Below are 13,458 nucleotides of genomic sequence, written 5' to 3'. Positions count from 1 at the left end.
ACCCTCTCCCCGCTTGCGGGGCGAGAGGACATGCACGAGGCACGGGCTGACCGTCGCGAGGTTGCCAACCTCGAAACCTGGGGTAGGGTGCTGGCACCCGTCCGTTTCCATCTCAGGATACTCCCATGCGCATCTATTACACCGAAGACCACAAGCTCCGTGACGCCAAGACCGAGCTTTTCGGCGGCGAACTTGTGCCGCCTTTCGAGGCGCCGTTTCGTGCCGAATGGATATTGGCGGCGGTCAAGGAAGCGGGCTTCAAAGATGTCGTGGCACCCGAGCGTCACGGTCTCGATGTCGCCCTCAAGCTGCATGCGCCCGATTATCTCGACTTCCTCGAAACCGCCTGGTCCCGCTGGGTCGCCGATGGCTACCGCGGCGAGGCGATTCCGGCCTGCTTTCCGGCGCGGCGCATGCGCCAGCGGCCGCCGAGGGACATCGACGGCGCGCTCGGCTACTATTCCTTCGCGGCGGAAACGGCGATCACCGAGGGTACCTATGCGGCCGCGCGCGCCGCGATGGATTGCGCCATCTCGGCCGCCGACCACATCCATGCCGGCAACCGTGCCGCCTTCGCGCTCTGCCGCCCGCCCGGCCATCATGCGGCGATCGATCTCTATGGCGGCTATTCCTTCATCAACAACGCCGCCTGCGCCGCCCAGCGCCTAAGGGATCATGGTGCCCAGAACGTCGCCGTGCTCGACGTCGATTTCCACCATGGCAACGGCACCCAGGATATCTTCTACGAGCGCGGCGACGTCTACTTCGCCTCGCTGCATGGCGACCCCGTCGAGGCCTTTCCGCACTTCCTCGGCTTTGCCGACGAGGAGGGCGCCGGCGCCGGGCTCGGCACGACGAAGAACTATCCGCTGCCGCGCGGCACGCTGTTTGACGCCTGGTCGGCGGCGATGGCCGATGCGCTCTCGCGCATCGAGGCCTTCGGTGCCGAAGCCCTGGTCGTCTCGCTCGGCGTCGATACCTTCGAGCGCGACCCGATCTCGTTCTTCCGACTGAAATCCGAAGATTATCTGCGCATGGGTGAAGCGCTGCAGCGCACCGGCCTGCCGGTCGTCGTCTGCATGGAGGGCGGCTACGGCGTACCGGAAATCGGCCTCAACGTCGCCAATGTGCTGAAGGGTATTTCTGGCTAAAGGTCAGCATTGGGAAAAATGCGCCTGCCGCTATTGACCTCAACTTTACTTGAGGTGGTACGACTGCTCTCGTTCAAAAGAGATCAGAGGAAAAGAGCTGTGAGCAATCAGTCAAATAGCGTGGCGCCGCTTTACCGCATCAACAAATACACCGTGCCGGCGGAAGCGCGGCCGCAGTTCGTCGAACTGGTCGACAAGACGCTGGCCGTCATTCGCAAGCAGGATGGTTATGTGAAAGACCTGTTCCTGGAGCAGCATGCCGGTCCCGGCCAGTTCGATTTCATCACCATGATCGAATTCGCGAGTGCCGACGTCGCGCCCAAGGTCGCAGCCGCGCTGATCGAGTTCGACCGCCAGCTCGGCCTCGATCGCGAGGCACTGATGAAGACGCTCGGCATCCGAACCGATTTCGCCAGCTACCGGGCCTTCGGCGGGCTGGCTGCCTAGGGCCGTTCCAGCAGTTGCAGCGGTTTTCCGTCCGGAATTGCATGTAACAGAGGGCTGGAACGAAAAAGGCCCGGCAGTCAGCCGGGCCGATCCATGCTTCCGATGCGAACGCGCGTCAGGAAACGAAGAACGTCGACAGGCCCTGGCCGGCGGCAAAGGCCATATAGGCAAGCACCGTGAAATAGACCGTCGTCGCGACGAGGAAGAGATAGCCGCCAGCCACCATCAGTCCGTCACGCTGGATGATGCCGAGCGAGAGCAGCAGGATCGCGATCCCAGGCAGCGTGTTCGACAGCGGGATCAGGCCCAATGGAAACATCAGCAGGATGCCGCCGGCCATGATCATCAGGCCGTTGAAGCGGTTCATCAGCGCGCCCTGCGTCAGGAAGCCGAGACGCGGGCGGACATAGCGGTCGAGCTTGGAAACGATATCCGCGCCTTTTTGCAGCGTCGGCACCAGCTTCTCGGTTTCGATCCGGCGATCGAGAATGCGCTGCGGCATCCACGGCAGGCGATTGAGCGTGACCGATACGGAAATCAGGATGATCGCCGCGCCGAAGACGGTGCTGACGCCCGGGATCGACACCGGCAGCAGAAACGGCAGCGTCAGCAGGGCGCACAGCAGCAGGAAACCCTGCTCGCCGATTTCCGCCATCAGTTCACGCAGCGTGATCGTCTCGCCGCGGATCGAGGCAATCATGCCGTTGAGCGTGTCGCTGAGACTGCGTTGCGTGTCGCCGAACTCGATTGCCATGGGAGCTTGCCTCTCTTTTCTTGGATGCCCGTCCTATCAAGAGCGTGTGAAGGATCGGTTATTGTGTGCCCTGATGGCCACGCCGGCCGCTGGAGAAGCGGGATTTGCCGGCAAACCGTGGCGTGAATGGGACGCCTCTTCATCTTCCTGCCGCAATCGCTAGTATGAAGCAACTTCGAGCACCAATGGGGACAACTGATTCCATGATCAAGAAATGCGCCATTCTGGCTGTCGCGGCCATCTATCTTTCGGGATGCACCACCACCGATCCCTATACGGGCGAACAGAAGATGTCGAACACCGCCGGTGGCGCGCTGATCGGCGCAGGCCTCGGCGCGGCAACCGGTCTGCTGGTTGGCGGCAGTGCAGCAGGACGGCGTGACTCGGCCCTCGTCGGCGCCGCAATCGGCGGTCTCGGCGGCGGCCTGATCGGCAACTACATGGACAACCAGGAAGCCGAACTGCGCGCCCAGCTGCAGGGTACCGGCGTATCGGTCACCCGCGCCGGCGACCGCATCATCCTCAACATGCCGTCCAACATCACGTTCGCGACCGATCGCGACCAGGTGATCCCGGCCTTCTATGACACGCTGAACTCGGTGGCGATCGTGCTTCGCAAGTTCAACAAGACGATGATCGACGTCGACGGCCACACGGACGCGACCGGCAGCGCCTCCTACAACCAGGGCCTCTCCGAGCGCCGCGCCGCTTCGGTCGCCAACTACCTGGCGGGCCAGGGCGTCGACCAGCGCCGCATGTCGGCCATGGGCTACGGCAAGGAGCGTCCGATCGCATCCAACGGCAGCGAAGCCGGTCGCGCGCAGAACCGCCGCGTCGAAATCTCGATCGCGCCGATCAAGGCCTGATCGGTCGAAATCGACGGCTTTCAGTGAAAGGGCTACGCCGCAAGGCGCGGTCCTTTTTCATTTTCGTCGAGCTAGAAGCCGTAGCGCAACAGGCGACCCATCCGGCGTAGCATCGGCATGGCGCTGACGACATGCGCCGCTATCCGAGCCAAAGGCGACAGGCGCGCGACCTGAGCGGCATCGTATTCGCTGATCTCGTCGAGCAAGGTCAGGCCGGGCACGTCCCGCTCCAGCGCCCGCGCGTTTTCCAGCCCCCAGCGAAGCTCCGCCCCGGTCGCCCGCAGGGACGGGTTCAGTCGCAAAAGTTCGATGCCCAGATGGCTGTAGGCATCGAAAACGATTTCCCCGCCGGTAAGGCAGGAGGTCACCCGTCGCAAGACATCGCGGACCTCCTGTTCGCAAAGATAGGGGAACACGCCCTCGGCGACGACGATCGCCGGGCGGTCCGCCGGAACGAGGTCGATCCAGTCGCGCTCCGTTATCGAGGAAGCGATCGTCGTGCAGCCCGGGCGCTTCGGGAAAAGCTGTTGCCGCAAGGCGATCACATCGGGAAAGTCGACGTCGAACCAGCCGACGGATGCGGGCGGATCGAGCCGCAGCACGCGCGTATCAAGACCGCAGCCGAGATTGAGCACGATGGCGTCCGGGTGGCGCCCGATAAAGTCGCTCGTCCAGCGGTCGAGCATATGGGCGCGCACCGCGATGCCGATGGTCATGTCATGGCTTGCATCGGGCGGTTTCGGCCTGCCGGCAAGCCGCCGCATCAGATCGGCGGCAAAGTGATCGTTGAGCAGGGAATCCGGGAACGCGCTCTCCGCGGCCTTGGCCTGGAGCGTGACCAACAGGGTCTCCCGTACACCATGAAGGCCGATCTCCTCGGCTTCCATCCTCTCCTCCCAAGGGCGCCCGCACCCCTCGTACAGCTTGCATTTGCTGGCCTTCCACCCCCGGGGAAAGCCAGCAATGCGCCTATTTTGCCACCCGCCGCGCCCGCCAGACGCGTCCGGCTGTCAGCACGGCCAGCGCTGGCATCAGCGCGAACAGCCAGAAGAGCCAGCGCGTCGCCGTTGCTACGCCATCCGTCGACGGCGTTTCGATGCCGGCGAGATTGGCTGTCAGTCCGGCAAGCGCCGCGCCGAGCGCTGCGGCGAAGAGCTGAACCGTGGTAATCGAACTCGAGGCCTTCTCCGCTTCGCCCTCCGGCGCAAATTCGTAGACGGCCGTCACGATGTGCGGCCAGGCAAAGCCCATGCCGAAACCGACCGCCATGATGCCGATGCTGAGCGGCACGGCGATCGTCATGAATTCAGAGCCCGTCATCGGCATGAACAGCGCAATCAATGCCAGGCCGACGAAGCCGAAGGCCGGGCCGGCAAAAATCGTCTGCTTCGCCCTTTCGCCGTGCCAGTGGGCGCTTGTCATCGACCCGGCAGTCCAACCGATCGACATCAGCGCCGCAATGTAGCCGGCGACCAGCGGCGACAAGCCGTGCAACTCCTGCAAGAGGTACGGCACATAGATTTCCGGCTGCAGGCCGACCATCAGCAGGGTGATCGTAGCATAAAGGGCTGCCAGCGGGGAGGCCGGGGTGAAGCTGCCGGAGGGGAGCAATTTGCCGGTCGCCCGCTTCTCGACGACGAGCAGCGCCAGGAACATGAGGATTGCGGCGCCGACGCAGCCTAACTGCTCGGCCGCCGTGGTCAGCGTGCTGGCGACGGAAAGCGCAAGCACGATGGCGACGAGCAGCGCCAGTTGCGCCAAGGGAAGCGGTGTGCGCACGCTTTCGCCGGCAGCCTTGCGCGGCAAGGTCGAGAAGGCGAGCGTCGCCAATAACGCCGTCAGCGGCAAGAGCGACCAGAAGGCGACGCGCCAGGTGGAAAACTCGGCGAACATGCCACCGATCGCCGGGCCGACCAGCGTCGCCGTGCCCCAGGTGGCCGAAATCAGGCCGATGGCGCGGGTCCAGAGCTCCGGCCGGAAGACCTCGCGGATCACGCCATAGGCAAGCGCATAGAGCAGCCCGCCGCCAAAGCCCTGGATCGCCCGGCCGGCAAGCAGCATCTCCATTGACGGGGCCGCGGCGCAGAGGAGCGTGCCCAGGCCGAAGACGAGCGCACCGATCGCATAGGCGCCGCCGGCGCCGACGGCACCAAGCAGCCGGGCCGACAGGGCCGCGCCGAGGATCGAGGCGGCGACGAAGACGGTCGTGCTCCAGGCGTAATATTCGAGCCCACCGATCTCGCGCACGATCGACGGCATGATCGTCGTCACGACGTAGATGTTGAGCGCGTGCAGCGCGACGCCACCGCTGAGCACCAGCGAATGCACGGCGTTGCCGCCGGTCAAAAGCGCGCGCCAGCCGGTTTCCTGATGGGGAGCGGATGTTTTTTCGAGCATGTCAGTACCTCATGCAGGGGTATCGCCGTAAACGTGCGACCGGCCTGGCCGTTGGGGAGGATCACGTTTGCAAAGGCGAAGCCGCCAGTATCAGTGGAGCGCAGCCTCGCCGAAACGCGTGAGCTTTTCCGGGTTGCGCATGATGAAGATGTCGTTGACGTTTCCGTCGCCGTCATAGCCGAAGGCGACGGTTGCCGCGATCTCGTTTTTCGCTTCGTCCCGAAGCACGATGCCGCGGCCGCCATTGATGTCGCCGATTTCCCAAACATAATGCGACCAGTATTCGGTAAGCCGCTCGACGATGAAGGCGAGCACCGTTTCCTTGCCGGCGAGCACGCCGAGCACGGTCGCCACCTTGCCGCCGCCGTCGGCCGTCAGCTTCACATCGGCCGAAAGCAGGGCCGAGAGCCCGGTGACATTGCCGCCGTGGATTGCCTGGTGGAAGGCCGAAAGCAGTTCGTCCTGTCTCTCACGCGGCGTCTGGTGCCGGGCCTTTTCGAGCCCGATATTGGTCTTGGCGCGCGACACCAGCTTGCGGGCGGCGGTTTCCTGCATGTCGAGCGTTTCGGCCACTTCGTCATAGGGCTGGCCGAAGATCTCGTGCAGCAGGTAGGCGGCGCGCTCCTTCGGCGTCAGCCGTTCGAGCATCAAAAGGAACGCGGTGGTGAGCGAGGAGGTCAGCGCCAGTTTCTCTTCGGCATTGTCGTCGCTCGCCGTATGGATCGGCTCGGGCAGCCATGCGCCGACATAGTCGACGCGCTTGCGGTGAGCCGCTTTCAGGAGGTCGAGGCAGCGCCGCGTGCAGGCCGTCGTCAGCCACGCAGCCGGCGTTTCGATCGACAGGCGGTCGACCTCCTGCCATTTCAGAAACGTGTCCTGCACCGCATCTTCGGCATCCGCGCGCGAGCCGAGGATGCGGTAGGCAAGGCCGAGAAGGCGCGGGCGCGCCTCCTCGAAGATCTGCATATGCTGCCGGTCGTTCATGTCAGTGCCTCGAGATCTGGATGCGGTTCCAAAGGTTGATCATCGCCACCGTCGCGGTGATGACGCTGATCTCCTTTTCGCTGAAATGCTGGCGCAGCTCGGCGCGAAGCGGCGCAAAGTCGGTGCGCGGCTCGAGTTCGGTCAGTGCCTCGGTCCAGGCAAGGGCTGCCTTCTCGCGCGGGGTGAAATCACTGACCTGGTCCCAGACGATGATGCGGTCGAGCCGCTCGTTGCTCTCGCCCTCGGCGCGGGACTCCTTGGTGTGCATCTTCACGCAGAAGCCACAGCGGTTGATCTGCGAGGCGCGCAGCTGGACGAGATTGTGGATCGTGCGGTCGAGTCCGTGCAGGTCCATGGTCTTGTGCACGTCGGCGAGCGCGCCAAGCACATCGGAGATTTCCTGTTCGTAGCGGACGGCTTTGGTATCGGTCATGGTCTCAACTCCATCGTTGTCGTGTTGCTTATGACCAATTGACGATCGACGCCGGACAGCTGTGACGCGGGCTCAATGATTTTTCTCGCAGGACGCGAAGAAAAATGCATGAGCTGATTATTTTGAAGAAGTTTCAATAATTTGAGAGTCGCGATTTCTCGCGGTCATCAGGCTTTCGGTGGGTAGCTGTGCTCGCCGCCGCGAAAATCCGTGACCGTGTAACAGCCGCCGCCTTCGTCCGCGATCGAGGCAGCGCTGATCACCGCCTTGCCGTGCCCGCCGGGAATGTCGAGGATGTAGGTGGGCTGGCAGAGACCGGAGACCCGGCCGCGCAGGGCGGCGACCAGCGCCTGGCCTTCCTCGATCGTCAGGCGGAAATGGCTGGTACCGGGCGCGAGGTCCGGGTGGTGAAGGTAATAGGGCTTGATCCGTGTCTCGACGAAGGCGCGCATCAGGCTGGCAAGCACTTCGGCATCGTCGTTGACGCCCTTCAAGAGCACCGACTGGCTGACCATGACGATGCCGGCATCGATCAGGCGGGCAGAGGCGGCACGCGCCTCGTCCGTCAGCTCGCGCGGGTGGTTGGCATGCAGCGCCACATAGGTCGCCTTTCCGCTGGCCTTCAGCGCCGCGATCAGGTCGGCGTCGATGCGCGCCGGCTCGACCACGGGAACGCGGGTGTGGAAGCGGACGATCTTCACATGTGGGATCGGCTTCAGCCGTTCCATGAGTTCGGTGAGCCGGCGCGGCGACAACACTAGCGGATCACCGCCGGTGAGGATCACCTCCCAGATTTCCTCGTGCGCGGCGATATAGGCGATCGCCGCATCGAGTTCGGCCGGCGTCAGCGTGCCGAGACCCTGCGGCCCGACCATCTCGCGGCGGAAGCAGAAACGGCAATAGACCGGGCAGACATGCACGGCCTTCAGGAGCACCCGGTCCGGATAGCGGTGAACGATGCCGGTGACGGGGCTGTGCGGCTTGTCACCGATCGGGTCCTCGCGTTCCTCAGGCAGCAGCGTCAGTTCGGCTGCGTCGGGCACGAACTGGCGGGCGATCGGGTCATCGGGATCGTCGGGATCGATGAGACCGGCAATCGCAGGGCTGATCGCGACGGCATAACGCTCGGCAACAGCGGCAACCGCTGCCTCCTTGGCTTCGTCGATAAGGCCGGTATCGACGAGTTCGCGCGCGGTCTTGATCGGGCGGTGCACGTTCACGCTCGTGTCTCCGCCACGGGCGCCCAGAGCACCTGGTCGATGCGCGACGCCCCGGTTGCGAGCATCACCAGCCGGTCGAAGCCGAGCGCAATGCCGCTTGCTTCGGGCATGATCGCGAGTGCCGCCAAAAAATCCTCGTCGAGCGGATAGGTCTCGCCATAGACGCGGGCCTTTTCGACCATTTCCATCTCGAAGCGCCGGCGCTGCTCGGCCGCGTCGGTCAGCTCGCCAAAGGCATTCGCAAGTTCGACGCCACAGGCATAGAGCTCGAAGCGTTCGGCAACGCGACGGTCGCGCGCGGCGGGGCGGGCGAGCGCGGCTTCCGCCGTCGGGTATTCGTCGAGGATCGTCGCGCGGCCAAAGCCGAGATGCGGCTCGACCTTTTCGACGAGCACGCGGCTGAAGAGGTCGGCCCAGGTGTCGTCATGGGCGACCCGAAGACCGGCCTCGGCCATCGCTGCGGCAAGAGTTTCGCGGTCGGTTTCGCCGTTGGCGGCCATCGAGGCCAACAGGTCGATGCCGGCAAAACGCTCGAAGGCGTCCGCCACGCTGAGGCGCTCCGGCGCGGCAAAGGGATCGCAGGCCTGCCCCTGGAAAACGAACTGCTTCGTGCCGGTCGTTTCCGCCGCAAGCGCCAAGATCTCGGCGCTGTCGCGCATCAAGGCCTCATAGCTCTCGCCAGTGCGATACCATTCGAGCATGGTGAACTCGGGGTGGTGCAGTGGTCCGCGCTCGCGGTTGCGGTAGACATGGGCGAAACAGGCGATGCGCTGTTCGCCGGCCGCCAGCAGCTTCTTGCAGGCAAATTCCGGCGAGGTGTGCAAATAGAGCGCATGGCCGGAGCCGTCGTGGTCGAGCGCTTCTGTGGCGAAGGCATGCAGATGCGCCTCGTTGCCGGGCGAGACCTGCAGCGTTGCCGTGTCGACCTCGATGAAATCGCGTGTCTCGAAGAACCGGCGCAATGCCGATTGGATCCGGTTGCGGCCGAGAAGAAACGGGCGCCGGTCGGCATGGACATCGGGTGTCCACCAGGGTGAGGCATGCGACATGGTCGGTTCAGTCCAGGCTTTCTTCGCGCAGATGCCGGCTCAGGCTGGCTATTTGCGCGAAATTAGGGTAGTGGCGGCGCGAAATCCTTATTTTCGCGTCCTTCAGGGCCAGTGTTTCCGGCCCACGGTGTCGCGCATACCTCTGTTACAAGGAAGACTAATGGTCAAGGTCATCGCTTCATCTGTCCGTAAGGGCAACGTACTCGACGTCGACGGCAAGCTCTATGTCGTGCTTACCGCCCAGAACTTCCACCCGGGCAAGGGCACGCCGGTCACCCAGGTCGACATGCGCCGCATTTCCGACGGCGTGAAGGTCTCCGAACGCTACCGCACGACCGAACAGGTCGAGCGCGCCTTCGTCGAAGACCGCGAGCACACCTTCCTCTACGAAGACGCCGAAGGCTTCCACTTCATGAACCCGGAAAGCTATGACCAGCTGGTCATGAGCACGGAGGATATCGGCGACCTCAAGGCCTACCTGCAGGAAGGCATGGCCGTCATTCTTTCGATCCACGAAGGCCTGGCGATCGCCATCGACCTGCCGCGCCACGTGACGCTCGAAATCACCGAGACCGAGCCGGTCGTCAAGGGCCAGACGGCTTCGTCGTCCTACAAGCCGGCGGTTCTGTCGAACGGCGTTCGCACGCTCGTTCCGCCGCACATCCAGGCCGGCACCCGCGTCGTCATTGCGACGGAAGACGGTTCCTACGTCGAGCGCGCCAAGGACTGAGGCATCGACCAGGTCAATTTGGACGGGGACGGCAGCGAAGGTTGCCGTCCCCGTTTTCGTTTCCGGCAGGTTGCGTGAGCAACCAGAAATTTAAGGAGCGCATTTCGAAAAACGGGTGCTAGGATGCGGCGCCGATACGACATCTCACGAGAGGGCCTGCATGTTCCCATTGTCGCATATGATGAAGTCGTTCATTCGCAAGGGTCGCCTGACGGTGATCGATGCCGATGGCAAGAGGCACGTTTATTCCGGGACGCCCGGGCCGGAAGTGACGATGCGGCTCACCGACAAGAAGCTCTATCGCAGCCTCGTCTTCAATGCGGAACTGGCCGCCGGCGAAGCCTATATGGATGGCACCATGCGCTTCGAGGAGGGCTCCACCCTCCGGGATTTCCTGACGCTGTTTTCGATCAACCGCCTGTCGCTCGGCTCCTACCCGATCCAGAAGTTGCTGCGCGCGGTAAAGATGCGCTTCCGCAAGCGCCAGCAGGCCAACCCCAAGGGCAAGGCACAGCAGAACGTCGCGCATCACTACGATCTCGGCAACGAGTTCTACAAGCTGTTCCTCGACGAGAACATGCTCTACTCCTGCGCCTACTTCCGCGAGCCGAACGAGACGCTCGAGACGGCGCAGCGCAACAAGCTGAGGTTGCTTGCCTCCAAGCTTTGCCTGGAGCCCGGCATGAAGGTGCTCGATATCGGCTGCGGCTGGGGCGACCTTGCGATGTATCTCGCGCAGCTCGCCGATGTTCAGGTGCTCGGCGTGACGCTTTCCAAGGAGCAGCAGGCGCTTGCCACCGAACGGGCGCGCAAGGCTGGCCTTTCGGATCGGGTGCGCTTCGAACTCAAGGACTATCGCGATGTCCAGGGACCGTTCGACCGCATCGTCTCGGTCGGCATGTTCGAACATGTCGGCGTGCATCACTATGACGAGTTCTTCAAGAAGCTTAACGCACTGATGCCGGACGACGGGCTTGCGGTGCTGCATTCGATCGGCCACATGAGCCCGCCCGGCATGGCGAGCTCCTGGCTTCGCAAGTACATCTTCCCGGGCGCCTACTCGCCGGCGCTGTCGGAGGTCTTCGAGGTCGTCGAGCGCAACAGCCTCTGGGTTTCCGATCTCGAATTCCTGCGGGTGCACTATGCAACGACGCTAGCCCATTGGGGCGCGCGCTTCGACGCGAACCGCGACAAGGTGATCGCCCTCTACGACGAGCGCTTTGCCCGCATGTGGGAGTTCTATCTGATCAGTGCCGAGATGATGTTCCGCACCGGCAGCCAGCTCGTCTTCCACATGCAGCTGTCGCGCTCGCGCGATGCGGCGCCGATCGTGCGCGACTACATCACCGACCGCCAGCGCGACTACATGGCCCGCGAACAGGCGCTCGCGCTCCATCTCTAGAAGAGACGCAATTCCGGACGGATAACCGCTACACACTCTTGCTGGAATTGCTCTCTTCGTCCGCATGCCAGCGCAATCGCTTGTAGTCGAAGCCGAACTCCAGCGTCGGCTTGACGATCGCAAAGAACGGCGAGAGGTCGAAATCCCTGGGCGTGTAGAGCGAATGGTGGCGGATGTGCAGGATCTCTTCGCGTGAATAGGTCGAGGTTGCGGCCGCCCGTCCGGGCGCGCGGGTAACCTCGGGCAGGATCGGATAGCGGATCTGCTCGAAGGCGGCGGCAATCAGCGTCGAGCAGATCGCCCGTGTCGGGTCGCCGGAACCGAAGGCAAGCAGGCGCCGCCGCCAGCGCACCGGAACCGGCGGTGTCGGCAAGAAGTAGCGCAGCATGTCCAGAATGTTCTTCAGGTCGTATTTCATCCCGAGCCTCGAGATCATGAAGCCGACGAGTGCTGTGCGATCATCCGGCGTCAGCGCGATAGGCCGGCAGATGCGGGTGTTGAACGAGGCGTATTTCTTCAACGGCACGGCAACGCAGCCCTCGCCGATGTTTACCTCGATCAGTTGCGGCCGCTCGATGACGGGCAGTGTCGCCTGATCGAGCGTCAGCGGCATCTGGTCACCGGCAAAGAAGGCGGCATGCGACCAGGTCGATTGCGTCAGATACTTGATCGCTGCCGAAACCTTCTGGTTACCTTCGATCAGGAGAATGTCGCCCGGGCGCAGCGTGCGCGCCAGCGTTTCCTGATCGGATGGCGTGTAGGGCTCGTAGCCGGATGTCTGCGCCTGCAGGCGCGCGGCGAGCCTTGCGCCGAGACGATCCAACACTGTGTCTTTGCTTTCGGAAAGCGGATAGATGGTCCTCATCGAGGCGATCGCTCCGGGGAAGGGAATGAGATTCGCGGGTGGCCGGCATGGTGGCCGAGCCGCGACACTCTGTCGAGAGATTGTCGCATGATTGCATGGCTTTGGCCTTGACGGGGCGATCCCGCATTTCTATTTTAGAATTATTCTAAAGAAGGTTTCCTCCCGATGTTTTCCCGTCTTTTCTCCCGTTCCAAGCGCCCGTTTTTGTCCCTGAGCGAGCAGGAAATCCTGGCGCTCGCGATCTCCTCCGAAGAGGACGACGGGCGCATTTATCTCGCCTATGCCGATGCGCTTCGGGCGCAATACCCCCACTCGGCAAAAGTGTTCGAGGAGATGGCGGAGGAGGAAAGTCACCACAGGCAATGGTTGATCGATCTGCACGTCCAGCGTTTCGGCAACCGCATCCCGCTCATCCGGCGCGAGCATGTGCGCGACTTCCCCGAGCGCAAGCCCGACTGGCTGATTGCCGAAATGCCGATCGAAAAGGCGCGCGAGGAAGCCGAAGCGATGGAGGAGGCGGCGCACCGCTTCTATGTCGAGGCCGCGACCAGAACCCAGGATGCGGCCACCCGCAAGCTGCTCGGCGATCTCGCGATTGCCGAAAAGTCGCATGAATCGCTGGCCCGTCGGCTTGGCGAACAGCACACGCCCGAGGACGTGCGCGCCGAGGAGGACCAGACCGCGCGCCGCCAGTTCATCCTGACTTACGTCCAGCCCGGTCTCGCCGGCCTGATGGACGGCTCGGTGTCGACGCTGGCGCCGATCTTCGCCGCCGCATTCGCGACCCAGGACACCTGGCAGACCTTCCTCGTCGGTCTCTCGGCCTCCGTCGGTGCCGGTATTTCCATGGGCTTCACCGAAGCTGCCCATGATGACGGCAAGCTTTCCGGTCGCGGCTCGCCGATCAAACGCGGCCTGGCGTCGGGCATCATGACCGCGCTTGGCGGTCTCGGCCATGCGCTGCCCTATCTGATCCCGCACTTCTGGACGGCGACCGCGACGGCGGCCGCGATCGTCTTCGTCGAGCTTTGGGCGATCGCCTTCATCCAGAACCGCTACATGGAAACGCCGTTCCTCAGGGCCGCTTTCCAGGTGGTGCTCGGCGGCGGTCTGGTGCTGGCGGCCGGCATCCTGATCGGCAACGCCTGACGGCGCGCGGC

At 63.6% G+C, this 13,458-nt stretch carries 14 protein-coding genes; 6 read left to right on the top strand and 8 right to left on the bottom strand.

All coding sequences use genetic code 11. The features are described from left to right. The first annotated feature begins 125 nt into the window (after positions 1–125). Positions 126–1,151 (top strand): histone deacetylase family protein, encoded by a 1,026-nt coding sequence (locus JVX98_RS21260; protein ID WP_205237340.1) that lies wholly within the window; start codon positions 126–128, stop codon positions 1,149–1,151. A gap of 99 nt (positions 1,152–1,250) precedes the next feature. Continuing rightward, a complete protein-coding gene (locus tag JVX98_RS21255; protein ID WP_205237339.1) occupies positions 1,251–1,598 on the top strand; it encodes an antibiotic biosynthesis monooxygenase in 348 nt (115 codons plus the stop codon). Positions 1,599–1,713: 115 nt separating this feature from the next. Here the strand turns inward: JVX98_RS21255 and JVX98_RS21250 are convergent, their stop codons facing one another. After that, positions 1,714–2,352 (bottom strand): exopolysaccharide biosynthesis protein, encoded by a 639-nt coding sequence (locus JVX98_RS21250; protein ID WP_205237338.1) that lies wholly within the window; start codon positions 2,350–2,352, stop codon positions 1,714–1,716. Positions 2,353–2,555: 203 nt separating this feature from the next. On the opposite strand from JVX98_RS21250, the gene JVX98_RS21245 reads away from it, so the two are divergent. Continuing rightward, entirely contained in the window at positions 2,556–3,218 is a 663-nt protein-coding gene (locus JVX98_RS21245; protein WP_029742421.1) for an OmpA family protein, read from the top strand. A 71-nt stretch (positions 3,219–3,289) separates the two neighbouring features. On the opposite strand, the gene JVX98_RS21240 is transcribed toward JVX98_RS21245, so the two are convergent. The 6 genes from JVX98_RS21240 to epmA all read right to left on the bottom strand — a co-directional run bounded on the left by JVX98_RS21240 (position 3,290) and on the right by epmA (position 9,301). Next, a complete protein-coding gene (locus JVX98_RS21240) occupies positions 3,290–4,105 on the bottom strand; it encodes a class I SAM-dependent methyltransferase (RefSeq protein WP_205237337.1) in 816 nt (271 codons plus the stop codon). An 82-nt stretch (positions 4,106–4,187) separates the two neighbouring features. Beyond that, a complete protein-coding gene (locus JVX98_RS21235; RefSeq protein WP_205237336.1) occupies positions 4,188–5,615 on the bottom strand; it encodes an MFS transporter in 1,428 nt (475 codons plus the stop codon). Between the two features lie 90 nt (positions 5,616–5,705). Continuing rightward, entirely contained in the window at positions 5,706–6,599 is an 894-nt protein-coding gene (gene sigJ / locus JVX98_RS21230) for an RNA polymerase sigma factor SigJ (RefSeq protein WP_246764923.1), read from the bottom strand. Between the two features lies 1 nt (position 6,600). Further along, positions 6,601–7,032, bottom strand: coding sequence for a carboxymuconolactone decarboxylase family protein (locus JVX98_RS21225; RefSeq protein WP_192448141.1), 432 nt, complete (start codon positions 7,030–7,032; stop codon positions 6,601–6,603). A 167-nt stretch (positions 7,033–7,199) separates the two neighbouring features. Next, positions 7,200–8,252, bottom strand: coding sequence for a lysine-2,3-aminomutase-like protein (locus tag JVX98_RS21220; protein WP_205237335.1), 1,053 nt, complete (start codon positions 8,250–8,252; stop codon positions 7,200–7,202). Next, entirely contained in the window at positions 8,249–9,301 is a 1,053-nt protein-coding gene (gene epmA, locus JVX98_RS21215) for an EF-P lysine aminoacylase EpmA (protein WP_205237334.1), read from the bottom strand. The genes JVX98_RS21220 and epmA overlap by 4 nt, the downstream gene beginning before the upstream one ends. Before the next feature lie 160 nt (positions 9,302–9,461). Between epmA and efp the strand changes: the two genes are divergently transcribed. Both efp and JVX98_RS21205 read left to right on the top strand, forming a co-directional pair. Then, entirely contained in the window at positions 9,462–10,031 is a 570-nt protein-coding gene (efp, locus tag JVX98_RS21210) for an elongation factor P (protein WP_192448138.1), read from the top strand. 160 nt (positions 10,032–10,191) lie between these two features. Next, positions 10,192–11,433, top strand: a complete 1,242-nt coding sequence (locus tag JVX98_RS21205; protein ID WP_192448137.1) for a cyclopropane-fatty-acyl-phospholipid synthase family protein — start codon at positions 10,192–10,194, stop codon at positions 11,431–11,433. A gap of 28 nt (positions 11,434–11,461) precedes the next feature. On the opposite strand, the gene JVX98_RS21200 is transcribed toward JVX98_RS21205, so the two are convergent. After that, positions 11,462–12,298 (bottom strand): lipo-like protein, encoded by an 837-nt coding sequence (locus tag JVX98_RS21200; RefSeq protein WP_192448136.1) that lies wholly within the window; start codon positions 12,296–12,298, stop codon positions 11,462–11,464. Positions 12,299–12,463: 165 nt separating this feature from the next. Here JVX98_RS21200 and mbfA point away from each other — a divergent pair, with 165 nt between their 5' ends. After that, positions 12,464–13,447: an iron exporter MbfA gene (gene mbfA / locus JVX98_RS21195; RefSeq protein ID WP_205237333.1), complete on the top strand. Its 984-nt coding sequence runs from the start codon at positions 12,464–12,466 to the stop codon at positions 13,445–13,447. Positions 13,448–13,458: the final 11 nt, after the last annotated feature.

Source organism: Ensifer sp. PDNC004 (assembly GCF_016919405.1).
Taxonomy (GTDB): domain Bacteria; phylum Pseudomonadota; class Alphaproteobacteria; order Rhizobiales; family Rhizobiaceae; genus Ensifer.
The sequence above is the reverse complement of the archived record's forward strand: the minus strand, read 5'-3'. Positions and strand labels throughout refer to the sequence as shown.